We start from the raw sequence: 22,662 nt of genomic DNA, 5'->3' as shown, positions 1-22,662 counted from the left end.
TTCACGTGAAACACCGGGTTTCGTGAGCCTGCATTTGACCCTGCCGTCCCGCCTCCGTAAAGTCCGCCGCCATGGAACAGTATGATGTCATTGTGGTCGGCGGCGGCCATGCCGGATGCGAGGCGGCCTCGGCCGCGGCGCGGTTCGGCGCGCGTACGGCGCTGGTCACCCAGCGGCTCGACTCGATCGGCGAGATGTCCTGCAACCCGGCCATCGGCGGCCTGGGCAAGGGCCATCTGGTGCGCGAGATCGACGCGCTGGACGGCGTCATGGGCCGGGTGATCGACCGCGCCGGCATCCAGTTCCGCATCCTCAACCGCAGCAAGGGGCCGGCCGTGCGCGGCCCCCGCGCCCAGGCCGACCGCAAGCTGTACCGTCAGGCGATGCAGGCGGTTCTGGCCGAGCAGTCGGATCTCGATCTCGTCGCCGGCTCGGTCGAGGACCTGGCCTTCGATTCGGCCGGAGCCGTCTCCGGCGTGGTTCTGGCCGACGGCCGCACCCTGGCCGCCGGAGCCGTGGTGCTGACCACCGGCACCTTCCTCAACGGGCTGATCCATATCGGCGAGGAGCAGCGGCCGGCCGGAAGGGTCGGCGACGCGCCGTCGATCGGCCTGGCCGCGACGCTGCACCGGCTCGGCCTCACCCTCGGCCGGCTGAAGACCGGCACGCCGCCGCGGCTCGACGGCCGCACCATCGACTGGGCGGCGCTGGAGGAGCAGAAGGGCGATGATCCGCCGGTGCCCTTCTCCGACCTCACCGACCGGATCACGGTGCCGCAGGTCTCCTGCTTCATCACCTACACGACGCCGGCGGCGCATGCGCTGATTCGCGCCAATCTGCACCGGGCGCCGATGTATTCCGGGCAGATCGACAGCGTCGGCCCGCGCTACTGCCCGTCGATCGAGGACAAGGTGGTGCGCTTCGCCGACAAGGAGCGGCACCAGATCTTCCTGGAGCCGGAGGGGCTGGACGACCCGACGGTCTATCCGAACGGCATCTCCACCTCCCTGCCCCGCGACGTGCAGGAAGGGCTGGTGCGCGGCATCCCGGGGCTGGAGCAGGCCGTCATCCTGCGTCCCGGCTATGCCATCGAATACGATTTCGTCGATCCCCGGCAGCTCGACCGGTCGCTGATGCTGCGGGCGGCGCCGCGGCTGTTCCTGGCGGGGCAGATCAACGGCACCACCGGCTATGAGGAGGCGGCGGCCCAGGGGCTGATGGCCGGGCTGAACGCCGCCCGGGCCGTGGCCGGCAACGACCCGCTGCTGCTCGACCGGGCCGAGGCCTATACCGGCGTGATGATCGACGACCTGGTCACCCGCGGTGCGCCCGAGCCCTATCGCATGTTCACCTCGCGCGCCGAGTACCGGCTGGTGCTGCGCGCCGACAATGCCGACCAGCGCCTGACCGCCCGCGGCATCGCCGCCGGCTGCGTCGGGGCCGAGCGGCAGGCGCTGTTCGCCCGCAAGGCGGCGGCGCTGGACGCGGCGCGGCAACGGATCCGGGCCCTGTCCCTGACCCCGACCGAGGCGCGGCGCCACGGCCTGGCGGTCAACCAGGACGGCGTGCGCCGCGACGGCATGGACCTGCTGCGCTACCCCGCGATCGATCTGGCCGCCCTCGCCCGGATCTGGCCGGAGCTGGCGGAGTGGCCGGAGGCGGTGGCGGAGCAGGTCGAGACCGAGGCGAAATACGCCGGCTATCTCGACCGGCAGGAGGCCGACATACGCGCCTTCCGCCGTGACGAGGGGCTGGCCTTGCCGGCGGAGCTGGATTTCGATGCGATCGGCAGCCTGTCGAACGAGATCCGCCTGATCCTGAAGCGGTCGCGGCCGCCGACGCTCGGCGCCGCAGCCCGGCTGCCGGGCGTGACCCCGGCGGCGCTGGTCGCCCTGCTGAAGCACGTCCGGCGCGATTCGGAGGACCGGCGTGCCATCGCTTGAGGCCGCCTTCCCGCCGCACCCGGATCTCCCGGAAAAGCTCGACCGCTACGAGGCGCTACTGCGGAAGTGGCAAGGGGCGATCAACCTGGTCGCACCCTCGACCCTGCCCGAGGTGCGGCGCCGGCATTTCGAGGATTCGCTGCAGCTGGTGCCGCTGATCCCGGCCGGCGCCAGGACGCTGGTCGATCTCGGCAGCGGCGCCGGCTTCCCGGGGCTGGTGCTGGCGCTGGCGACCGGGCTGGAGACGCATCTGGTCGAGAGCGACCAGCGCAAGGCCGAGTTCCTGCGCGCTGTTTCACGTGAAACACGGGCGCCGGTGACGGTGCATGCCAGGCGGATCGAGCAGGTGCCGCCCTTCCCCGCCGATGTGGTCACCGCCCGGGCGCTGGCCGCCCTGCCCGTGCTGCTCGACCATGCCGCCCGATTCGCCGGCCCGCACACCGTCGCGATCTTCCCGAAGGGCCGCGGCGCCGAGGCCGAATTGACCGCCTTGCCGCCATCGCCGAAGATGACCATAGACCTCCATCCGAGCCGGACCGATCCCGACGCCGTGCTCATCCGCATCGAGGGGTTCGCCCGTGGCTGACGACGCCCAGCTGACAACCATGACTCCGGTGGCCGACACGCCCCGCCTCACCCGCACCATCGCCATCGCCAACCAGAAGGGCGGTGTCGGCAAGACCACCACGGCGATCAACCTGGCCACCGCGCTGGCCGCCGTGCGCAAGCGCGTGCTGGCGATCGACCTCGACCCGCAGGGCAACGCCTCCACCGGCCTCGGCCTGCCGCGGGCGAAGCGCGGCGTCGGCTCCTACGACCTGCTGTTCGGCACCACCAGCGTCGCCGATTCGGCGGTGGCCACCGAGGTGCCGGGGCTGGACCTGATCCCGGCCTCGGTCGACCTCGCCGGCGCCGAGGTCCAGCTGGTCGAGGCGGTGCGGCGCGAATACCGGCTGCGCAGCGCCCTCAGGCCCCATGCCGACAGCTACGACTATGTGCTGATCGACTGCCCGCCCTCGCTCGGCCTCCTCACCCTCAACGCGCTGACCGCGGCCGATGCCGTGCTGGTGCCGCTGCAATGCGAATTCTATGCGCTGGAGGGGCTCAGCCACCTGATGCGGACGATCGAGCGCGTCCGCAAGGCCTTCAACCCGGCGCTCGAGATGCAGGGAATCGTGCTGACCATGTATGACCGGCGCAACAACCTCTCCGACATGGTGGCGCGCGACGTGCGCCAGCATCTCGGGGCCAAGGTGTATGAGACGGTGATCCCGCGGAACGTCCGCGTCTCCGAGGCGCCGTCGCATGGCAAGCCGGTCCTGGTCTACGACCTCGCCTCCTCCGGCGCCCAGGCCTATGTCCATCTCGCCGCCGAGATGCTGAAGCGCGAAGAGCAGAGGAGCGCGGCATGAGCGCAACCGAGAACAGCCATCGCCGCCGCCCCAGCCTGGGCCGCGGCCTCGACGCCCTGTTCGGCGAGGCCGAGGAGGCCGATATCGCCGCCGCCAGCGCCGGCGGCGAGCCGCGGGCGCCGCGCAGCCTGCCGGTCGAGTTCCTGAGCCCCGGCCCGTTCCAGCCGCGGCGGAAGTTCGACGAGGGCGAAATGGACCGGCTGGTCGAGTCGATCCGCACCCAGGGCGTGCTGCAGCCGATCCTGGTGCGGCCGGTCGAGGGCAAGGCCGACCGCTACCACATCATCGCCGGCGAGCGCCGCTGGCGGGCGGCGCAGAAGGCCAAGCTGCACGAGGTCCCGGTGGTGGTCCGGCCGATGTCGGACCGCGAGGCGCTGCAGATCGCGATCATCGAGAACGTCCAGCGCCAGGACCTGACGGCGCTGGAGGAGGCCGAGGGCTATCAGCGGCTGATCGCCGATTTCAGCCTGACCCAGGAGGATGTGGCCCAGGCGGTGGGCAAGAGCCGCAGCCACATCGCCAACACGCTGCGGCTGCTCGACCTGCCGGACACGGTGCTGGCCCAACTGCAGGAAGGGCTGCTGACGGCGGGCCATGCCCGGGCGCTGCTGGGCTGCCCGGACCCGGAGGCGGCGGCGCGGACGGTGATCGCCAAGGGGCTGAACGTCCGCCAGACCGAGCAGCTGGCCCGCGACGCCCGCGATCAGCCCCCTGCCCCGTCCCGGCCGGCGGTGCGCGACCCGAACATCGTGGCGATGGAGCAGGACATCGAGACCCGGCTGGGCTTCAAGGTGAAGATCGACACCCGCGACAACACCAGCGGCACGGTCCACATCCAGTACAGCAACCTCGACCAGTTCGGCGCCCTGCTGATGCGGCTGCGCGGCACGAAGGAGAAGTGGTAGGGGCGGCGGCGCGGTCACGCCGCGCCCTCGCCCATTGTCACGCCCGGGCTTGACCCGGGCATCCAGGAGCTGTCGAGACCCTCTGGATTGCCGGGTCAAGCCCGGCAATGACAGAAACGGGGTGCCGGAAGCAATATAACTATCTGAAATCGTTCAGTTTTTTCGTGCCACGGCCCGGGCGATGCGCAGCAGCGTCGCGGCGCAGATGGTCTCCGGCGGGCGGCCGGTGCGCTTGCATTCGGCCTCGGCGTCGATCAGCCGGCGCAGCGCCTCACCGATCTGGGCTTGGTTCCAGCGCCGGACCTGGGTGCGCATCGCCGGCTTGGCCTTGAAGAACACCGGCGGCCGCAGCGCCGCCATGGCCGCATCCGGCGCGTCGCCGCTGTCGATCATCACCGCCAGCTGGTGCAGCCGCAGGAAGTGGCGCTGCACCGCGCGCAATATTCCGATGGCCTCGCCGCCCTCGGACAGCAGCCGGTTGAGCGCGCGGTCGAGGCCCGGCAGGTCGCCATCGGCCACCGCCATGGCCAGGTCGTCCAGCGACCGCTCGGTGGCGTCGCCGATGCAGGCGCGCACCGCCTCGACATCGACGCGCCCGCCCTCGCCCGCATAGGCGATCAGCTTCTCGATCTCGCGCCGGGCGATCTGGCGGTCGCCGACCAGCGATGCGGCCAGCAGGTGCTCGGCCTCGCCATCGGCCGAGACCTTCGCCTCGGCCAGCAGGCGATGGATGAAGCGGCCGATCGCCTCCTCATCCGGCATGTAGCAGGCGATGGCCGCGGCTCCGTCGGCCGCCTCCGCCAGCTTGCGCAGGGCCGATCGCGGCGTCAGCTCGTCGGCCTCCAGCACGATCAGCGTGTCGGTCTCGCCGCCCTGCAGCGCGGCCTCCAGCGCCGGCGCCACCGCATCGGTCGCATCGCGCACCCGCACCAGGCGCCGGCCGCCGATCAGCGACAGGGCGAAGACCTCGTCGACCAGCCGGGACGGGTCCCGGCCAATCTCGGCCGCTGCCAGCTCGGCGACGCGGAACGGGTCGGTCGGCGGGTCGATCACGCCGCGGGCGAGCGTGTCGGCATAGTCGCGCACGGCGCCGGCATCCGGGCCGTACAGCAGCACCGCGCGGATGCCGGGATCGGGCCGCCGGACGAAGCTGTCGATCCGGTTCGGCGGCAGCTTCACGGATGCCGGTCGAAATAGAGCGCGAGGCGGGTGCGGATGTCCTCGCCGAGCGACCGCAGCGCCCGCTCGCGGGCATCGCGCTCGCCGACCAGGGTGGTGTATTGGTCGGCTAGGATGTTGTAGCTGGTGATCTCGCTGGCCGAGTCGGAGAAGACCGGCTGGCCGGTCTTGCGGTCGGTCAGCACGAAGCTCGCCGTCATCGTCAGGTTCCGACGGGTCGTGGTCAGGTCGCTGATCAGGTTCACGTCCTGCTGCGATTCGGCGAGGGTGACGCCGAGGTCATAGGCCGGCTGGGCCGGCCTGCCCTGCGGATTCAGGCTGCGGATCAGCTCGGTGCGCAGGATCTGGCCCGACCGGTCGCCGATGACGCCGACATTGACCTGCCCCAGCCGGTCGGACATCGCCGTGCCGACCGAGTTGGTGCCGTAGAGCGGCTTGAGACCACAGGCGCCGAGCGCGAGGATCAGGAGCAGCGGTGCTGCGAGTCTAGCCCACGACATTGACGATCCTGTTCGCGACGACGATGACCTTGCGGACGGTGCGGCCCTCGAGCGCGCGGGCGACGTTGGCGTCGGCCAGCGCGGCCTCGCGTGCCGTCGCCTCGTCCGCGTCGCGCGGCAGCAGGATGGTGGCGCGCAGCTTGCCGTTGACCTGGACCGCGACCGTGGCGGTGTCGTCGACCAGCAGCGCCGGATCGGCCTTCGGCCAGGGCGCGTCGGCCAGGAGCCCGTCATGGCCCAGATGCTGCCACAGCGCCTCGCCGACATGCGGCACCATCGGGCCGATCAGCCGGATCACGCCGTCGAAGGCCTCGCGGAGCGCCCAGGCCTCGCCCTGCCCTGTCCCGTCGATCTTGCCGACCAGGTTGGTCAGCTCGCGGATGCGGGCCACGGCCTTGTTGAAGTGGAAGCGCTCCAGATCGTCGCCCACGCCGGCGATGGTCTTGTGCAGCGCCCGGCGCAGCCCTTCAGCCGCGGGGCTGAAGCCGTTCGGCGGCGGCGACCCGGCCGCGGGCAGCGCCACCGGGGCCTCGGTGACCAGCCGCCACAGCTGCTGCAGATAGCGCCAGGCGCCCTCGATGCCGGCCTCGGTCCATTCCATGTCGCGGTCCGGCGGGCTGTCGGACAGGATGAACAGCCGCGCCGCATCGGCGCCGTAGGTGTCGATGATCACCTGCGGGTCGACCGTGTTGCGCTTGGACTTCGACATCTTCTCGATGCGGCCGGCCGTGACCGGCGCGCCGCCAGCCAGGGTCGTCCAGACGCCCTGGTCGTCGCGGCTGACCTCGGTCGGGTACAGCCAGGCGCCCTGGGCGTCGCGATAGGTCTGGTGCGTGACCATGCCCTGGGTGAACAGCCCGGCGAAGGGCTCGTCGATCCCCAGATAGCCGCAGCGCTTCAGCGCCCGGACGAAGAAGCGCGAATACAGCAGGTGCAGCACCGCATGCTCGATGCCGCCGACATACTGGTCGACGGGCAGCCAGCGGTCGACCGCGGCGCGATCGAAGGCGCCCTTGGCCCGCGGCGAGCAGAAGCGCGCGAAGTACCAGGAGGATTCGAAGAAGGTGTCGAAGGTGTCGGTCTCGCGCCGGGCCTCCCCGCCGCAGCTCGGGCAGGCGACGTGCTTCCAGGTCGGGTGCCGGTCCAGCGGGTTGCCCGGCTGGTCGAAGGTCACATCCTCCGGCAGGGTCACCGGCAACTGGTCCTCCGGCACCGGCACGATGCCGCAATGCTCGCAATGGATGATCGGGATCGGGCAGCCCCAGTAGCGCTGGCGCGACACGCCCCAGTCGCGCAGCCGGTAGCGCACCGTCCCCTCGCCCGCCTGGCGCTGCTGCAGGGCGGCGATGGCGATGTCCTTGGCCTCGTCCACCGACACCGGCCGATCGGGCGTCAGCGGGCCCAGATCGTAGGCGTAGACGCCGTCGGACGTGACCATTGCCTCGGCCATGGTCGCGCCGTCGGGCCGGTCCGCCCCGGTCGGCCACAGCACCGGAATGATCGGCAGGCCGTAGGCGCGGGCGAAGTCGAAATCGCGCTGGTCATGCGCCGGGCAGCCGAAGATGGCGCCGGTGCCGTATTCCATCAGCACGAAATTGGCGACGTAGACCGGGACGGTGACATTCGGGTCCAGCGGGTGGACGGCGCGCACGCCGGTGTCGATGCCGCGCTTCTCCTGAGTCTCGATCGCCGCCTCGCTGGTGCCGCTGCGGCGGCATTCGGCGACGAACTCGGCCACGGCCGGGCTGGCGCGGCCGATCTCCTCGGCCAGCGGGTGGTCGGGCGACACGGCGCAGAAGCTGGCGCCGAACAGCGTGTCCGGCCGGGTGGTGAAGATTTCCAGCCCGTCGCTGCGGCCCTGCAGCGGGAAGGTGACGCGGGCGCCGACCGACCGGCCGATCCAGTTCTCCTGCATCAGCCGCACGCGCTCGGGCCAACGCTCCAGCGTCGGCAGCGCCGCCAGCAGGTCGTCGGCATATTCCGTGATGCGCAGGAACCACTGGTTCAGGCGGCGCCGCTCGACCGGGGCGCCGGAGCGCCAGCCGCGGCCGTCGATCACCTGCTCATTGGCCAGGACGGTGTTCTCGACCGGGTCCCAGTTGACCCAGGAGTCCTTGCGGTAGGCCAGGCCGGCCGCGAGGAAGTCCAGGAACATCTTCTGTTCGTGGCGGTAGTAGTCGGGATGGCAGGTCGCGATCTCGCGATCCCAGTCCAGCGACAGGCCCATCGACTGCAGCTGGCTGCGCATCGCCGCGATGTTCTCATAGGTCCAGGCGGCCGGATGGGCGCCGCGCTCGATCGCCGCGTTCTCCGCCGGCAGGCCGAAGGCGTCCCAGCCCATCGGGTGCAGCACGTCGAAGCCCAGCGCCCGGCGATGCCGCGCCACCACGTCGCCCAGCGTGTAGTTGCGGACATGGCCCATATGGATGCGCCCCGACGGATAGGGGAACATCTCCAGCACGTAGTATTTCGGCCGGTCGCCGAGCGTCTCGAGCCGGAAGGTGCCGCGCTCCCGCCACACGGCCTGCCACTGCGCTTCGGTCTCTCGGTGGTTGTAGCGGGACATTTCGGTCTCTGTGCCTGCGAACCCAGGCATTTACAGGGAAAGGGCGCCGGGGATCAATCCCGCGGCGCCCTGCGATCCAAAACCCGTCAGCCGCGTCCCGGCGTTACTGGGCCGCGTCTGTCTGCAGGCCGGTGATGCGCAGCTGCCGCGCCTTGGTCAGGATGGTGTCCTCGAGCGCGCTCGCCATGGTCGTCGGCGCCGCGGCATCGGCCCAGCCGCCCCGGCCCTGGACCTGGCGGAACACGCTGACCCGGACGCCGTCGGAGCGCAGCTCACGGCCGAGGATGTAGACGTTCAGCTTGTAGCGCTCGCCGGGCGCGTTCGGCGCCGTGTACCAGTCGGTGACGATGGTGCCGCCGAACGGGTCGGCGCTGCTGATCGGCATGAAGGACACGGTGTCGAGGCTGGCGCGCCACAGATAGGCATTGACGCCGAGCACCGCGCCCTCGCCAAGATCCTGCTTCTTGTCGGCGCCGGCGCCGAAGGTCAGGCCGCCCGAGCCGAAGATGCTCTGATTGTCCGGCGGCGTCCGCTCGCGGGACGGGCCCAGCTCCGGGCTGGGGCCGACCTTGATGCCCTCGTCGGAGGAGCAGGCGGCGAGCGACAGGGCAACCGTCGCCAGGGCGATCAGAACTCTCGGCGGCATGGGCGGGGCCAGATAGAAAAAGGGAGCGGCATGATAGCCGCTCCCCTCTCGAAGGCTAGCTTTTTATCGGTTCGATCAGAACGCGACCGAGACGCCGGTCAGGAACGTCGCCTGTTCCCAGGAGTCTGAGCTGTTGACGACGACTCCATTAATCTCCTGCTTGCGGAAGTTCTGGATCTCGTAGACCACCTCGGCGTAGGTGTTCAGGCCCGGCGCCAGGGTGTAGTTCACAGTCGCGGCCGCGACGTGGTTGTCCTTCAGGTCGAAGAGGTCGCTACCGCCCGTGCCGGACAGGTCGTTGTTCTTGGCGGCCCAGGTGTAGGCATAGCCGAGACCGAAGTTCAGCGCACCCATGCTGTAGCCGAGGCCGAAACCGATGGTGTCGAAGTTCTTATCGGTCGCGCCCGCGCCGAAGCCGCTCGGGGTGCCGACCCAGACGAGGCTGCCGACGATGCCACCGAAGCCGACCTGGCCGCCCGCGCTGTAGGTCTCGAGGTCCCAATGGTTGTCGATACCGTTGGCATAGGCGGCGGTGCCACGGACCTTGACGCTGGTGCCGTCGAACTCGCCCTCGTAGCCGATGCCGCCGCTGATGGCGTTCTCGTAGACCTGGCCGCCGTTGAACAGGTCGTCCCGGCCCTGGGTGCCGTTGCTGAGGTTTTTCTCGTCCGAGATCACCGGAGTGAAGCCGACCGCGAAGACGAAGCCGCCGATGCTCGGCGACGAGTACTTGACGCTGGTGCTCTTATCCAGGCCCGAATGGTAGGTCGGGTCGAGCGAGAAGAAGTCACCACCGCCGTAGCGGTAGTTGCCGTCCAGGTTGTCGCCGTAGCCGCCCTGCGAGTTCAGAATGTCGTCGGGCGCGAAGAAGTAGCCGAAGTCACCGGCAACCTGCGGCGAATCGCCCAGGGTGACCGTGCCGAACTCGCCCTTCAAATAGACATACTGGCGGTCGACCGTGACGTCCTGGCGCCGGTTGACGTTGTTCATACGGATGCGGGCGCCGTATTCGAGGCCGGAATCCGTGACGTTCTTGATGTCGAACTGCAGACGGCCGTTCGAGTTGAAATCATACTCGCGGTCGCGGCCGTCGTCGCTCGAGCCGATGATCAGGCCGGCTTCCCAAGCGACGAAGCCGCTGATCTTCATCTCGAGGCCGGACGTCACCGCCTTGTCTTCCGCCAGCGCCGGCATCGCGACCAGCGCGGCAGCGGCCAGCGCCGTCCCACCCAGCAGAATCTTCTTCATTCCTACCTCCTAACGCGGCCGAGCGGCCGGATGTCCCTTAGATGTCCCCTCGAAGACGACACCACAGCCAGGGTGCGAATGGCGTCGATCTGCAGGTTATACGGGGCAGCCATGCCACCCGACAATCCGCAAGTTGCACAGAAGTCACAAAAGCTCGGACGTGTGGTTCCATTGCAACATGCGATGGGAACGGTCCCGCCGGACTCGCGGCGGGTCGTCCGCGACCGGCGGTATGCTTGGCAAATCGGGAGCGGCCGAACGATGATCCGGTGGCGGCAGGAGACAGCCCGCGGCGTGCGGCGCCCGGCCGCAGGCGTTGCAAAGCCGCATCGTTGTGCCGGATTGTCGCAGTATGACGGCCATCACACCTGCGGGACTCCGCGGTCCGCCCCGGCCGGCGACCGCCGCCGCCGTCGGCAACACCGGGCCGAACCCGCGCCGCGGGCGTTGCAATCCGGCATCGTTGTGCCGGATTCTGGCGGCATGACGACCATCACACTCGCCGAGGCGATCGCCTCGCTCCGATCGCGGATCGAGGCCGCCGCCCGGGCCGCCGGCCGCGACCCCGCCGCGGTCACCCTCGTCGCCGTTTCCAAGGTCCAGCCGGAGGACCGCATCGAGGCTGCCCTCGCCGCCGGCCAGCGGGTGTTCGGCGAGAACCGGGTGCAGGAGGCGCAGGGCCGCTGGGCCGGGCGCCGCGCCGCCTGGCCGGACCTGCAGCTGCGGCTGGTCGGGCCGCTGCAGACCAACAAGGCCAAGGATGCGGTGCGGCTGTTCGACGTGATCGAGACGGTCGACCGCCCGAAGCTGGCGCGCGCCCTGGCCGAGGCGATGGCGGCGACCGGGCGCAGGCTCGACTGCCTGCTCCAGGTCAACACCGGCGAGGAGCCGCAGAAGGCCGGCGTGATCCCGCGCGAGACCGAGGATCTCTACCGCCTGTGCACCGAGGAGTGCGGCCTGGCGGTGCGCGGCCTGATGTGCATCCCGCCGGTGGAGGAGCCGCCGGCGCTGCATTTCGCGCTGCTGGCCGACCTGGCCGGGCGGCTCGGCCTGCCGGTGCTGAGCATGGGGATGAGCGACGATTTCGAGACCGCGGTGCGCTACGGCGCCACTCATGTCCGGGTCGGCACTGCCCTGTTCGGCACCCGGATCGCGCCGCCGCCCCGGACTACGGCTGCCTGATCACCAGCGAATCGCCGGGCGCGGCGGCGGCCAAGAGCTCGAGCAGATCGGCCCGGGCGAGGGCGACGCAGCCCTCGGTCGGGCCCCAATCCGGCCGGGCGAGGTGGACGAACACGGCGCTGCCGAGGCCGGCGACCGGCGGGTCGTCGTTGTGGCCGATCACGATCACCAGGTCGTACAGCGCATCGTCCCGCCACATCCGCTCGTGCCGGGCCGGGTGCGGCAGGCGGACCGGGCGGTTATAGGCCGGGTCGGCGGGGTCGTCGCACCAGCCGTCCCCGGGTGCGATCGCGGCGCAGGGCAGGGCGGTCGCAGGGGCCGGGCCGCGGTCCGGCCGGTACAGCGCCCGGCGCAGCGGGAACCGCCCGGTCGGCGTCGCCCCGTCGCCCTCGCGCTTGTCCGGCCGCACGCCGCCCTTGCCCAGGGCGCAGCTCCTTCGGCCGGCGCCCCAGTCGATCCATCCCTCCGCCGAAACCACCACCTCCACCGCTTCGCCTCCTCTCGGTCGCCAATGCCGGCGGTCGTGCTAGATTGCCGACCCATGGCCATCGCATCCGACACGCCTGACGCCAGGAAACGGCTTCTTCTCGCCTGCGGCAACAGCGCGCTGCGCGCGCTGCTGGGCGAGCAGTTCGCGGCATCGTCCGATTTCGCCGCCACGGCGGTGGCGGAAGCGGCGGCGGCCGAGGCGGCGGTGGCCGGCGGCGATTTCGCCGCCGCGATCATCGACGACGCGATCGTCGACGATGGGGGAGCCGAGCCGGGGCCGGAGACGCTGTGCGGCCGGCTGCGCGACTCCGGCCTGGCCGGGCCGATCCTGGCGATCGGCGACCGGGCCGAGCGCTTCGCCGACGCCGATGCGACGCTGCGCCCCCCGATCCGGATCGGCGTCCTGCTGACCAGCCTGCGCGCCGCCCTGGCCCGGCGCGGCCAGGCCCGGCCGGACCCCGATCTCGGCCCCTACCGTTTCGACCCCACCGGCCTGCGCCTGATCCACACGGCCGACGGGCGGGAGATCCGGCTGACCGCCAAGGAGGCGGCGATCCTGCGCCATCTGCGCCGGCACGGTGGCACCACCGTGCCGCGCGACGCCCTGCTCGATGCCGTTTGGGGCTATGCCTCCGGGGTCGCCACCCACACGGTGGAGACCCATATCTATCGTCTGCGGCGCAAGATCGAGGCCGACCCGGCGCGGCCGGCGCTGCTGCTGACCGTCCCCGGCGGCTATGCCCTGGGCGGGCAGGAGCCGGGCGAGGAGAAAGGGCCGTGACTTGGGCGATACATCCTGTGACGGGCGACACAGACACCGGCTCCCGGCCGTGTTTCATCATCAATATGTCGAAAAGACCTTTTTTCTCGACTCATGCGACTCGGTGCGCGACAGTTTCCTCCGCCGGCGTCCTCGGACGTGACGGATGGTTTCCCGCGCGCCGAGAGTCAGACTGACGCGCCTATGGCGAAGACGACGAGCGACCTTATGCTCCGGTTCTGGGGTGTTCGCGGCAGCATCGCCTGCCCGGCCTCCTGCAACATGCGCTACGGCGGGAACACGAGCTGTATCGAGATCCGGCGCGGCGACGACCTCCTGGTCATCGACGGCGGCACCGGCCTGCGCGACCTCGGCCACCGGCTGATGGAGGAGGGGCGGCCGGATGTCGACGTGTTCTTCACCCACACCCATTGGGACCATGTCTGCGGCGTGCCGTTCTTCAAGCCGGCCTATGCCAAGGGCCGCAAGGTGCGGTTTTGGGCCGGCCACCTGAAACCGCAGAACAAATCGATCTATTCGGTGTTGTGCGAGACGATGATGGCGCCGCTGTTCCCGGTGCCGATCGGCGTCTTCCAGGACTGCGAGTATCACGATTTCGACTGCGGCACCCCGATGGAGCCCTTCCCGGGCATCACGCTCAACACCTGCTGGCTCAACCACCCGAACCTCGCCTGCGGCTATCGCATCGATGTCGGGGGCAAGAGCATCTGCATCATCACCGACACCGAGCACCGGCCGGACGGGGTGGACCAGGTCATCGCCGATTTCGTTCGCGGCGCCGACATCATGGTGTATGACGCCATGTTCACGGATGAGGAGTATCCGAGATTTGTCGGCTGGGGCCATTCGACCTGGCAGGAGGCGCTCCGCCTCGCGGATGCCGCCGATGTCGGCCGGGTCGTGCTGTTCCACCACGATCCCAATCACGATGACGCGTTCCTGGACCGGATCGCGGATGCCGCCGACCGCCGGCGTCCCGGCACGCTGGTCGCGCACGAAGGCATGACGTTGCACCCTTGAGCTCGCACACCGTCCCCCCTGATTTCGGCCGCCGCCTGCGACGCTGGCGCCTGGGCCTCGCCACCCTGTTCGGCCGCCAGCCGAAGGGTTTCTTCATCCCCTGCAGCTACGCCGACGAGGTGCCGGACACGCTCCTGCCTTATGCCGGGCACGAGGCGTTGTTCCGCGCCTCCGAGCCGGTGTTCCAGGCCGTGCTCGACGTCATCGAAGGCTATCGCGACGGCCTGCTGGCGATCGGCGCGACCGAGCGCGAATCGCCGCCGCCGCAGCCGCGCTGGAACCAGGGCTGGTTCGCCCGGCTGGACGCCGCCGCGGCCTATGCCATGGTGCGGGCGCGGCAACCGGCGCGGATCGTCGAGGTCGGCTCCGGCCATTCCACCCGCTTCATGATCCGGGCGGCGGTCGATGGCGACCTGGCGCTGGAGTTCACCGCCATCGACCCCGCCCCGCGGGCCAGCATCGCCGACCTCGGCATCACCCATCTCGAGCAGACGGTGCAGGAGGCCGGGACCGAGCCGTATCGCGACCTGGCCGAAGGCGACATCCTGTTCATCGATTCGAGCCACATCGCCATGCCCGGCACCGATGTGGACTTCCTGGTCAACCAGGTGCTGCCCTGCCTGGCGCCCGGGGTGCTGGTGCATATCCACGACATCTGCCTGCCCGATCCCTATCCCGACGCATGGGGCTGGCGCGGCTACAACGAGCAGCAGCTCGTGGCGGCGCTCTTGACCGGCGGCGGCTTCAAGCCGGTCTTCGCCAGCCACTACGCGGCGACGCGGATGGCCGAGGCGGTGTCGCGCACCGTGATCGGCCAGCTGCCGCTGCGCGACGGCACGCCCGAGACCAGCCTGTGGCTGGAGAAGGCCTCACAGCCGCTGGCGTATCTGTAGGCTTCGACACGGTCTCTCCGGCCCTTTTTCGTCATGGCGAGGCGCGCAGCGCCGTGGCCATCCAGAGGCCGGTGCCGCTGGATGGCCACGCCCCTTCGGGGCTCGCCATGACGGATCAATAGTTCCAGGTCAAAGCGGTCGGCTGTTCGGGGACCGAGAGCGGCAAGGCTCAGCGCTTCTTCGCGGTGTCCGGCTTCCACGGATCGGGACGCCTCGCCAGCTCCACCATCTCCGGCACCGGGCGCGCGGGAGCCGACAGGACCGCCATGAAATCCTCGAAGCCCGCTGGGCTCATGCGGATCAGCCGGCTCTCCGTCAGCACATCCTCGGCGGCGCGAAGGGCTGCGTCGCGCACGAAGCCCGTATGCGACTGGCCGCGCACGCCGGCAGCCCGATCGATGATCGCGATGTCGGCCTCGGGGAGGCGCATCGAAATATGATGGTCCTTGCGGTCGGCGTTGCTGGCCATCGGGATCTCCCGTCAGAACGATAGCCCCGCCGTAGTGCAAATTGCGATATGGCTGTTCGAAGGGCCATCCTACCGGTACGGGTCCGCGGCGTCGCGCAGGCCGTCGCCGAAGAACTGGAAGGCCAGCACCACGATGATCACCGGCAGCACCGGCATCAGCAGCCAGGGGTAGAGCGCGACGACGTTGATGTTCTGCGCCTCGTTCAGCAGCACGCCCCAGCTGGTGACCGGGGGCCTGAGGCCGAGATTGAGGAAGCTCAGCGCCGTCTCGCCGAGGATCATCCCCGGGATGGTCAGGGTGGCCGAGGCGATCAGGTGGCTCATGAAGCTCGGCAGCAGATGGCGGAAGATGATCCGCCGCGGCCGCGCGCCCATCAGCTGGGCGGCGACGCAGAAATCCTCCTCACGCAAGGCCAGCAGCTTCGACCGCACCGATCGCGCCAGCCCGGTCCATTCCACCAGGCCGAGGATGATGGTGATGCCCAGGAACACCAGGATCGGGCTCCAGGTCACCGGCAGCGACGCCGACAGCGCCATCCACAGCGGCAGCTGCGGGAAGCTCTGGATCACCTCGATCAGCCGGTTGACGACATTGTCGACCCAGCCGCCGTAATAGCCGGCCAGGCCGCCGATGGTGATGCCCAGGATGAAGCTGACGGTGATGCCGATCAGCCCGACGGTCAGCGAGATCCGGGCGCCGTAGAGGATGCGGCTGAGCATGTCGCGGCCCAGCCGGTCGGTGCCGAGCAGGAAGAAGGTGCCGCGTTCGGGCGGGCAGACCAGGTGCAGATCGGCCTCGAACATCCCCCAGAACCGGTAGCTGTCCCCGCTGCAGAAGAAGCGCAGCGGCTGCGGCCGCGACCGGTCCTCGGTGTAGACCCGCCGCATCGAATCCATGTCGAGCGAGTATTGGTAGCCGTAGACATAAGGGCCGACGAAGCTGCCCTCGTGGAAGAACCGCACCTGCTGCGGCGGCGCGTAGATGTGCCCGGTGTGGCGGCTGTCCAGCCCATAGGGCGCCAGGAATTCGCTGACCAGGATCGAGAGATAGGCCAGCAGCAGCACCACGCCGGAGATCGCGGCCAGGCGGTGGCGCTTCAGCTTCCACCACATGATCCGCCACTGCGAGGCCAGGAAGTAGCGCTCCTGCTGCGGCGTCAGCGGCGCCTCGAGATAGGGGTCCCAGGGCGCCGGGTTGACGTAGTGCCGGGGCTCGCGCGGGGGCAGGCTGGCGTCGCTCATTTCACGGCCCCTCCCGACAGGCGGATGCGGGGATCGAGCATCGCCAGCGCCAGGTCCGAGACCAGCGTGCCGATCACCGTCAGCACCGCCATCCACAGCACGAAGGAGCCGGCGAGGTACATGTCCTGGCTCTGCAGCGCCGACAGCAGCAGCGGGCCGGCAGTCGGCAGGCTCAGCACCACCGAGACGATGGTGGCGCCGGAGATCAGGTGCGGCAGGATGTTGCCGATATCGGCGATGAACGGGTTCAGCGCCATGCGCAGCGGGTATTTCAGCAGCGCCCGGCGCCGCCTCATGCCCTTGGCCAGGGCGGTGACGTAGTACTGCTTCTGCAGCTCGTCCAGCAGGTTGGCGCGCAGCCGCCGGATCATCGCCGCGGTGCCGGAGGTGCCGATCACGATCACCGGCACCCAGAGATGTTCGAGTATCGATGCGAATCTGGCCCAGCTCATCGGCTGGTCCACGAATTTCGGGTCCATCAGCCCGCCGATCGAGATGCCGAACCATTGGTTGGCCAGGTACAGCAGCACCAGCGCCAGCAGGAAGTTCGGCGTGGCCAGGCCGAGAAAGCCCAGGAAGGTCAGGCCGTAGTCGCCGATGCTGTACTGGTGGGTCGCCGAATAGATGCCGATCGGGAACGACACCAGCCAGATGAAGATCGTGGTGGCGATGGTCAGCAGGATGGTCAGGAACATGCGGTCGCCGACCACCGAGGTCACCGGCAGGTTGTACTCGAACGACCAGCCGAAATCGCCGCGCAGGCAGTTGCCCAGCCAGGACAGGTATTGCTGCAGGAAAGGCTGGTCGAAGCCGTAGGTCTCCCGCATGAACTGCAGCTGGTTCGGGTCCATCGACTGGCCGCGGCTGCGCAGCTCGTTGACCATGGTGGTCAGGTAGTCGCCGGGCGGCGCCTGGATGATGGCGAAGCTGATGAAGCTGATCGCGAGCAGGGTCGGGATCATCACCAGGATGCGCCGGGCGATGTAGCTCAGCATGTCATCCTCGCCCGTGGAGCCATGGCCGTCCCCGTCGTCATGGGTCCACCCAGAAGGTATCGGGGTGGTAGATGCCGAAATGCGCGCCCGGGTCCCAGGACAGGATCCCCTTCTCCGGCACGTTGTGCAGCCGGTTCTTGACCACGATCGGGGCCAGCACCCCCTGCACCGTGCCGATCGAGGTCACCTGGTCGGCCTGGATCCGGACCATCTCGCGGATGATGGCGTCGCGGCGGCCCATGTCGGCGGTGGTGCGCCATTCGTCGTACAGCGCCATCAGCCGCTCGGCGAAGGGCTCGTCGACCTTCTCGCCGGCGGTGCCGCGGGTCTGCACATACTGGCCCCATTTCGGATATTGCAGCCAGTTCTGGTCGACCGGCGCCAGCCCCGACGGCACCGTCGTCGGCGTGACCAGGGCGTTGTCGATGCCGGTCCACACCGACATCACCGTGTCGCCGGAGAAGATCCGCTGCAGGAACACGTCGCGCTGCGACTGGGCGGTGAAGAGGGCGACGCCGATCTTGGCCCAGCTGTCCCGGATCAGCTGCAGGATGTCGGCCTCGAGGCTGCGCTCGCCATTGCTCTCGACCACGATCTCCAGCCGGCGGCCGTTCGGCATCAGCCGGATGCCGTCGCTGTCGCGCTTGGACAGGCCGGCCTCGTCCAGCAGGGCGTTGGCCTTGTCGAGGTCGAACTGGGTCCATTCCGTCGCCAGTGCGGCATCGTAGAAGGGCGATTCCGGCAGCACCGTGTTCTGGCTCGGCCGGGCCAGGCCGAAGAACACCACCTGGTTGATCTCGTCGCGGTTGATCGCCAGCGATAGGGCGCGGCGGAAGCGGACATCGCGGTTCAGCGCCCGCCAGTCCTTGTCGTTGCAGTTCAGGTTCGGATACAGCGCCACCTCGGACCCCAGCGCCGTGGTCCACAGCCGCACCTTGTACTGGCCGTTGGCCTGGCCGGCCTTGAGGGCGCTGATGTCGTCGAAGCGCAGGCCGCGCTGCTGCAGGTCGGCGTCGCCGGCGCCGGCCTTGGCCGGGATCAGCGAGCCCTCGACCACGTTGACGATGACGCGGTCGAGATAGGGCAGTTGCCGGCCCTGGCTGTCGATGCGGTGGTAATAAGGGTTGCGGACGAAGACGAAGCGCTCGGACGGCGCCTTGGTGGTGTTGATCCAGGGCTCCAGCACCGGCAGGTCGGGATTGGCCGAATCGATCAGCTTGCCGCGCAGGTTGAACAGCGCCACCCAGTTCCGCATCTTGGCATCATGGACCAGGGCCTCCAGGGCTTTGGGGTCGGCGTATTTCTTGTGGAACTGCTTCAGGTAGTGCGCCGGCGCGAACAGGTACAGGGGCGCCGGGCCGGCCAGGGCCGGCAGGAACTCCGGGTTCGGCTTGGACCAGGAGAAGCGGACGGTCACCGCGTCCGGATACTCGACCTTCGGCGCCTCGCCGTCGACCAGCAGCCTTGTGTCCGGGCCGTAGGGCGACAGCTCCTTGTCGAGCTCCATATCCTCCCAGGAGAAGCGGAAGTCGTCGCTGGTGAAGGGCTGGCCGTCGGACCATCTGTGGCCGGGCCGCAGATGCAGGGTGAACACCTTCTCGCCATCGACATCGACCGACTGCAGGATGTCCGGATGCAGCTTGAAGTCGGTGCCGTAGCCGACCAGCCGGGCATAGCCGTAGGTGTTCATGATCCGGATGTCGCGGGCCCGGGAAGCCATCCAGGCGATCTCGCCGCCCGACCGTCCCGGCTCCTTGCCCTCCGCCGCCATGTCGACCACGGACGGCACCTGCGGCACGCGCTGCGCCACCGGCGGCAGCTTGCCGGCCGCGACGTCCTGCTCGTAGATCGGCGTCTCGACCAACGCCGGGCCGGCCCAAGCGGGCAGGGCCAGGAGGAGGATCGCAAGCAGGCTGAGCCAACGAGTCATGACGCCACCAGCTCCAACACCGGGGCTTCGGTGGCGCGGACGAAATGGCCCTTGTCGACCTCGACCAGCCGGCCCGGCTTGTCCGGCCCCAGGGTGAACGGCGCCGGCCATGCCCCGGGGTCGGAGGCGCGGCCGCCCATCAGCGCCGCGAAATCGAGCCGCCGCGACGGGTCGGGGGCCGGCACGGCGGCCAGCAGCGCCTGGGTGTAGGGGTGCACCGGCCGGGCGAACAGCGAGGCGCGCGGCGCCATCTCCACCACCCGGCCGCGGCACATCACCATGATCCGGTCGGCGATATAGTCGACCACGGCGAGGTTGTGGCTGATGAACAGATAGGTCAGGCCCAGCCGGGCTTTCAGGTCCTTCAGCAGGTTCAGGATCTGGGCCTGGATCGAGACGTCGAGGGCCGAGACCGGCTCGTCGCAGATCACCAGGTCGGGGCGCAGCGCCAGCGCCCGGGCGATGCCGATGCGCTGCCGCTGGCCGCCGGAGAAGCTATGCGGGTAGCGCTGCAGGTGGCGGATGTCGAGGCCGACCAGTTCCATCAGCTCCTTGGCGATCGCCTTGCGCTTGGCCGGGGTGCCGATGCCGTGGATCGTCAAGGGCTCGGTCAGGATATCGAACACCGTCATCCGCGGGTTCAGCGAGCTGAACGGGTCCTGGAAGATGAACTGCATGCGCGGGCGGAAGGCCTTCAGGTCCTCGCCCTCCAGCGCCAGCACGTCGACCGGCTTGCCGTGGTCGTTGAAGCGGATGCTGCCGTCATCCGGGCTCAGGGCCCGCATCAGGATCTTCGACAGGGTGGTCTTGCCGCAGCCGGATTCACCGACCAGGCCCACGCATTCGCCGCGGCGGATGGCGAAGGAGACGTCGTCGACCGCCTTGATCCGCTCCTCCCGGCCGCCGCCGAACAGGCTGCTGTTGCGGATGGCGAAGGTCTTCGACACGCCCTCGACCGTCAGCAGCGGGCCGGCGGCCTCGGCTTCCTCGGTCCAGGCCCGCTTGCTGGTCCCCATCATGTGGCCGTCGGCCTGCCGGATCTCGCGGATCGGCACCAGCCGCTCATGCCCCATGTCGAAGCGCGGCACCGCCCGCAGCAGCGCCTTCAGGTACGGATGGCCGGGATTGGTGAAGATCGGGCCGAGCGGGCCGGATTCCATCACCTCGCCGCGATACATCACCACCACCTCGTCGGCGATGTTGGCGACGATGCCGAGGTCGTGGGTGATGATCATGATCGCCATCCCCAGCTCGGCCTGCAGGTCCTGCATCAGCTTCAGGATCTGGGCCTGGATGGTGACGTCGAGCGCGGTGGTCGGCTCGTCGGCGATCAGCAAAGCGGGGCGGCAGACCAGCGCCATGGCGATCATGGCGCGCTGGCGCAGGCCGCCCGACAGCTCGAACGGGTAGGTCTTCAGCGCCCGGGAGGGGTTCGGGAAGCCGACCAGCCGCAGCATCTCGCGGGCCAGGTCGCGTGCCTCGGCCGGGCCGACCGGCCGATGCAGCCGCACCGCCTCGACGATCTGGTTGCCGACCGTGTGCAGCGGCGACAGCGAGGTCATCGGCTCCTGGAAGATCATCGAGATCCGGCCGCCGCGGATGTCGCGGTACTCCGGGCTTTCCTGCGGCAGCTTGGCCAGGTCGACGACCGTGCCCGGCGTGTCCGGGTCGCTGAACAGGATCTTGCCGCCGGTAACCCGGCCGTTGCTGGGCAGGATGCCCATCACCGACTGCGCCAGCACCGACTTGCCGGAGCCGCTTTCGCCGACCACGGCGACGGTCTTGCCGGCCGGCACGCGCAGCGACACGCCGCGCACGGCCTCCAGCGTGCCGCCGGGCACGGCGAAGCCGATCCGCAGATCGTCCAGGCGCAGGATGTCGGTCACCGCGGCGGACCCCTCATTCCTTGGGCCCATCGGGTGCCGCCCCTTCGGCCGCGGGGCGCACGCCCCAGCGCTCGGCCAGCCCGGCCTGGGGCGCGACGACGCCCAGCGACATCAGGTTGGCCTGGCTCGAATCGTCGATGCCCAGCGTCCGGGCGAGGGCCGCGTCATGCGCCTGGGTCACGATCTCGTCGAAGCCGCTGATGGTCGATTCGACCCTGAGGCGCCGGCCGCCGGCGCGCAGGTCCAGCTGCATCCAGCCGCGCTGGCGGTCGCGCCGGACCGAGAAGTAGCGCAGCCGGAAGCCGGACAGGTCGCGCCAGGCGATGCGGATACCGAGCGGGCCGTGGGCGACGATGCCCTGGTCGTCGACCTCGATCACGCTGCGGTGCCGCAGCCAGGTGCGCAGCAGGAAGGCCAGGAACACCAGCGCCGCGGCGCCGAAGGCGACGGCGACGATCCAGTGCATCGGCAGCAGGATCAGCGGCAGCGCCGTCAGCGCCAGCCCGGCCGCGCCGCGCACATAGTCGCCCCCCAGCTCGGCCATGTCGTAGCGGTGGGCGGTCATGTCCGGGCTCCGAACAGGCTGTCGGGGTCCGGCCAGGTCACGGCCGGATGCCGCGCCAGCGTCGAGAGCAGGCCGTCGAGAAAGATCCATCCTTCGTCGTCATGTGCCAAGTGGTGGGTCAGGAGGCCGGTCGGCTCCGCCGGGTCGGCGGCGCCGCCGCGGCGCTCGGCCAGATGGCGCAGGATCGGCGCCAGCGCCCGGTCGATGCCGGCGAAGCCGCGGCCGCCGCGCCAGTCGATCGGATCGGCATGGGTGTTGAGCTGCGCCGCGCCCGCCGCCGCGTCACGGGCGCCGAAGCCGGACAGAATGTTGAGGCCCACCTCACCCAGCCGGGCGCGGATCTGCGGTCCTATACGGTTCCAGGGCGGCGCCAGCACCGGGCGGAAGCGGTCGCCGAACAGCGCCTCCAGCCTCTCCCGGCCGGCGGTGAGCTCGGCCAGGACGGTTTCGGTCGGCCGATGATCGCCCAGCTCGGCGGTCTTCTCGCCGGCCGGCGCATGCGACCGGTGCGCCCAGCCATGCTGGATCGCCACCGCCGGCGTGCCGGCCAGGCGGTCGGCCAGTGCCGGCTCGGCCCCGGCGGGGATGACGGCCAGCGCGACCCAGCGGCCGTGGCGCGCGGCCAGGGCCAGCAGCCGGTCCAGCGCCGGGCCTGGCGCCACGGCGTCGTCGTCGCGCCACCAGAAGCTGGCATGGCGGCCGAGCGCGGCCCACCGGTCCAGCTCGGCCCGCAGCTCGGTCCAGGAATCGGGCAGGGCAGGGGGCTGGGTCGGTACGGGCATGGATCGGAATGGCTCGGGTGAAAGCGGCA

The 22,662-nt window shown here is 69.9% G+C and carries 21 protein-coding genes; 8 read left to right on the top strand and 13 right to left on the bottom strand.

The window, feature by feature from the left end; translation table 11 throughout:
• The first annotated feature begins 71 nt into the window (after positions 1–71).
• From mnmG to FFK22_RS09630, 4 genes are read left to right on the top strand one after another with little or no spacing between them, the layout of a single operon-like run.
• Positions 72–1,943, top strand: coding sequence for a tRNA uridine-5-carboxymethylaminomethyl(34) synthesis enzyme MnmG (gene mnmG / locus FFK22_RS09645; protein ID WP_138885834.1), 1,872 nt, complete (start codon positions 72–74; stop codon positions 1,941–1,943).
• Positions 1,930–2,529 (top strand): 16S rRNA (guanine(527)-N(7))-methyltransferase RsmG, encoded by a 600-nt coding sequence (rsmG, locus tag FFK22_RS09640; RefSeq protein WP_138885835.1) that lies wholly within the window; start codon positions 1,930–1,932, stop codon positions 2,527–2,529. Before mnmG ends, rsmG begins: the two co-directional genes overlap by 14 nt.
• A gap of 19 nt (positions 2,530–2,548) precedes the next feature.
• Positions 2,549–3,355, top strand: a complete 807-nt coding sequence (locus FFK22_RS09635; RefSeq protein WP_138885919.1) for a ParA family protein — start codon at positions 2,549–2,551, stop codon at positions 3,353–3,355.
• Positions 3,352–4,260, top strand: a complete 909-nt coding sequence (locus FFK22_RS09630) for a ParB/RepB/Spo0J family partition protein (RefSeq protein ID WP_138885836.1) — start codon at positions 3,352–3,354, stop codon at positions 4,258–4,260. Before FFK22_RS09635 ends, FFK22_RS09630 begins: the two co-directional genes overlap by 4 nt.
• A gap of 153 nt (positions 4,261–4,413) precedes the next feature.
• Here the strand turns inward: FFK22_RS09630 and holA are convergent, their stop codons facing one another.
• The 5 genes from holA to FFK22_RS09605 all read right to left on the bottom strand — a co-directional run bounded on the left by holA (position 4,414) and on the right by FFK22_RS09605 (position 10,399).
• On the bottom strand, positions 4,414–5,439 hold the full coding sequence (gene holA / locus FFK22_RS09625) for a DNA polymerase III subunit delta (RefSeq protein WP_138885837.1): 1,026 nt from the start codon (positions 5,437–5,439) through the stop codon (positions 4,414–4,416).
• Positions 5,436–5,939: an LPS assembly lipoprotein LptE gene (lptE, locus tag FFK22_RS09620; RefSeq protein WP_138885838.1), complete on the bottom strand. Its 504-nt coding sequence runs from the start codon at positions 5,937–5,939 to the stop codon at positions 5,436–5,438. Before lptE ends, holA begins: the two co-directional genes overlap by 4 nt.
• The gene (leuS, locus tag FFK22_RS09615; RefSeq protein WP_138885839.1) at positions 5,926–8,505 is read right to left on the bottom strand and encodes a leucine--tRNA ligase; all 2,580 of its coding nucleotides are present in this window, start codon (positions 8,503–8,505) and stop codon (positions 5,926–5,928) included. The genes lptE and leuS overlap by 14 nt, the downstream gene beginning before the upstream one ends.
• Before the next feature lie 103 nt (positions 8,506–8,608).
• Entirely contained in the window at positions 8,609–9,151 is a 543-nt protein-coding gene (locus tag FFK22_RS09610) for a DUF3576 domain-containing protein (RefSeq protein ID WP_138885840.1), read from the bottom strand.
• Positions 9,152–9,226: 75 nt separating this feature from the next.
• Positions 9,227–10,399, bottom strand: a complete 1,173-nt coding sequence (locus FFK22_RS09605) for a porin (RefSeq protein WP_138885841.1) — start codon at positions 10,397–10,399, stop codon at positions 9,227–9,229.
• Between the two features lie 483 nt (positions 10,400–10,882).
• Between FFK22_RS09605 and FFK22_RS09600 the strand changes: the two genes are divergently transcribed.
• Entirely contained in the window at positions 10,883–11,581 is a 699-nt protein-coding gene (locus FFK22_RS09600; RefSeq protein WP_138885842.1) for a YggS family pyridoxal phosphate-dependent enzyme, read from the top strand.
• On the opposite strand, the gene FFK22_RS09595 is transcribed toward FFK22_RS09600, so the two are convergent.
• Positions 11,568–12,068, bottom strand: coding sequence for a L,D-transpeptidase (locus tag FFK22_RS09595; RefSeq protein ID WP_138885843.1), 501 nt, complete (start codon positions 12,066–12,068; stop codon positions 11,568–11,570). The genes FFK22_RS09600 and FFK22_RS09595 overlap by 14 nt on opposite strands.
• A gap of 54 nt (positions 12,069–12,122) precedes the next feature.
• On the opposite strand from FFK22_RS09595, the gene FFK22_RS09590 reads away from it, so the two are divergent.
• The 3 genes from FFK22_RS09590 (at position 12,123) to FFK22_RS09580 (ending at position 14,764) form a co-directional block, all read left to right on the top strand.
• The gene (locus FFK22_RS09590) at positions 12,123–12,851 is read left to right on the top strand and encodes a response regulator transcription factor (RefSeq protein ID WP_186002395.1); all 729 of its coding nucleotides are present in this window, start codon (positions 12,123–12,125) and stop codon (positions 12,849–12,851) included.
• 207 nt (positions 12,852–13,058) lie between these two features.
• Positions 13,059–13,871, top strand: a complete 813-nt coding sequence (locus FFK22_RS09585) for an MBL fold metallo-hydrolase (RefSeq protein WP_221938498.1) — start codon at positions 13,059–13,061, stop codon at positions 13,869–13,871.
• Complete coding sequence (locus FFK22_RS09580) at positions 13,868–14,764, top strand: class I SAM-dependent methyltransferase (protein ID WP_138885846.1); 897 nt, start codon at positions 13,868–13,870, stop codon at positions 14,762–14,764. The genes FFK22_RS09585 and FFK22_RS09580 overlap by 4 nt, the downstream gene beginning before the upstream one ends.
• A 169-nt stretch (positions 14,765–14,933) precedes the next feature.
• Here the strand turns inward: FFK22_RS09580 and FFK22_RS09575 are convergent, their stop codons facing one another.
• The 7 genes from FFK22_RS09575 to FFK22_RS09545 form a co-directional block, all read right to left on the bottom strand.
• Positions 14,934–15,233: a DUF1778 domain-containing protein gene (locus FFK22_RS09575; protein WP_138885847.1), complete on the bottom strand. Its 300-nt coding sequence runs from the start codon at positions 15,231–15,233 to the stop codon at positions 14,934–14,936.
• Positions 15,234–15,302: 69 nt separating this feature from the next.
• Positions 15,303–16,475: an ABC transporter permease gene (locus FFK22_RS09570; protein ID WP_138885848.1), complete on the bottom strand. Its 1,173-nt coding sequence runs from the start codon at positions 16,473–16,475 to the stop codon at positions 15,303–15,305.
• Positions 16,472–17,470, bottom strand: a complete 999-nt coding sequence (locus tag FFK22_RS09565) for an ABC transporter permease (RefSeq protein ID WP_138885849.1) — start codon at positions 17,468–17,470, stop codon at positions 16,472–16,474. Before FFK22_RS09565 ends, FFK22_RS09570 begins: the two co-directional genes overlap by 4 nt.
• A 37-nt stretch (positions 17,471–17,507) precedes the next feature.
• Positions 17,508–19,400 (bottom strand): ABC transporter substrate-binding protein, encoded by a 1,893-nt coding sequence (locus tag FFK22_RS09560; RefSeq protein WP_138885850.1) that lies wholly within the window; start codon positions 19,398–19,400, stop codon positions 17,508–17,510.
• Positions 19,397–21,286 carry an ABC transporter ATP-binding protein gene (locus FFK22_RS09555; protein WP_221938497.1) on the bottom strand — a complete coding sequence of 630 codons (1,890 nt, stop codon included), beginning with the start codon at positions 21,284–21,286 and terminating at the stop codon, positions 19,397–19,399. The genes FFK22_RS09560 and FFK22_RS09555 overlap by 4 nt, the downstream gene beginning before the upstream one ends.
• Positions 21,287–21,299: 13 nt before the next feature.
• On the bottom strand, positions 21,300–21,851 hold the full coding sequence (locus FFK22_RS09550; RefSeq protein WP_186002394.1) for a hypothetical protein: 552 nt from the start codon (positions 21,849–21,851) through the stop codon (positions 21,300–21,302).
• Complete coding sequence (locus tag FFK22_RS09545; RefSeq protein WP_138885852.1) at positions 21,848–22,633, bottom strand: polysaccharide deacetylase family protein; 786 nt, start codon at positions 22,631–22,633, stop codon at positions 21,848–21,850. Before FFK22_RS09545 ends, FFK22_RS09550 begins: the two co-directional genes overlap by 4 nt.
• Positions 22,634–22,662 lie beyond the last annotated feature (29 nt).

This window comes from Mycobacterium sp. KBS0706 (genome assembly GCF_005938675.2).
Classification (GTDB): Bacteria; Pseudomonadota; Alphaproteobacteria; order DSM-16000; family Inquilinaceae; genus Inquilinus.
This window is presented reverse-complemented; position numbering and strand designations above follow the sequence as displayed.

Coding starts and splice junctions, on each gene's coding strand:
- mnmG (WP_138885834.1), top strand. CDS start 72: ATGGAACAGTATGATGTCATTGTGGTCGGCGGCGGCCATGCCGGATGC.
- FFK22_RS09635 (WP_138885919.1), top strand. CDS start 2,549: ATGACTCCGGTGGCCGACACGCCCCGCCTCACCCGCACCATCGCCATC.
- FFK22_RS09630 (WP_138885836.1), top strand. CDS start 3,352: ATGAGCGCAACCGAGAACAGCCATCGCCGCCGCCCCAGCCTGGGCCGC.
- lptE (WP_138885838.1), bottom strand. CDS start 5,939: ATGTCGTGGGCTAGACTCGCAGCACCGCTGCTCCTGATCCTCGCGCTC.
- leuS (WP_138885839.1), bottom strand. CDS start 8,505: ATGTCCCGCTACAACCACCGAGAGACCGAAGCGCAGTGGCAGGCCGTG.
- FFK22_RS09610 (WP_138885840.1), bottom strand. CDS start 9,151: ATGCCGCCGAGAGTTCTGATCGCCCTGGCGACGGTTGCCCTGTCGCTC.
- FFK22_RS09605 (WP_138885841.1), bottom strand. CDS start 10,399: ATGAAGAAGATTCTGCTGGGTGGGACGGCGCTGGCCGCTGCCGCGCTG.
- FFK22_RS09600 (WP_138885842.1), top strand. CDS start 10,883: ATGACGACCATCACACTCGCCGAGGCGATCGCCTCGCTCCGATCGCGG.
- FFK22_RS09590 (WP_186002395.1), top strand. CDS start 12,123: ATGGCCATCGCATCCGACACGCCTGACGCCAGGAAACGGCTTCTTCTC.
- FFK22_RS09585 (WP_221938498.1), top strand. CDS start 13,059: ATGCTCCGGTTCTGGGGTGTTCGCGGCAGCATCGCCTGCCCGGCCTCC.
- FFK22_RS09575 (WP_138885847.1), bottom strand. CDS start 15,233: ATGGCCAGCAACGCCGACCGCAAGGACCATCATATTTCGATGCGCCTC.
- FFK22_RS09570 (WP_138885848.1), bottom strand. CDS start 16,475: ATGAGCGACGCCAGCCTGCCCCCGCGCGAGCCCCGGCACTACGTCAAC.
- FFK22_RS09565 (WP_138885849.1), bottom strand. CDS start 17,470: ATGCTGAGCTACATCGCCCGGCGCATCCTGGTGATGATCCCGACCCTG.
- FFK22_RS09560 (WP_138885850.1), bottom strand. CDS start 19,400: ATGACTCGTTGGCTCAGCCTGCTTGCGATCCTCCTCCTGGCCCTGCCC.
- FFK22_RS09550 (WP_186002394.1), bottom strand. CDS start 21,851: ATGACCGCCCACCGCTACGACATGGCCGAGCTGGGGGGCGACTATGTG.
- FFK22_RS09545 (WP_138885852.1), bottom strand. CDS start 22,633: ATGCCCGTACCGACCCAGCCCCCTGCCCTGCCCGATTCCTGGACCGAG.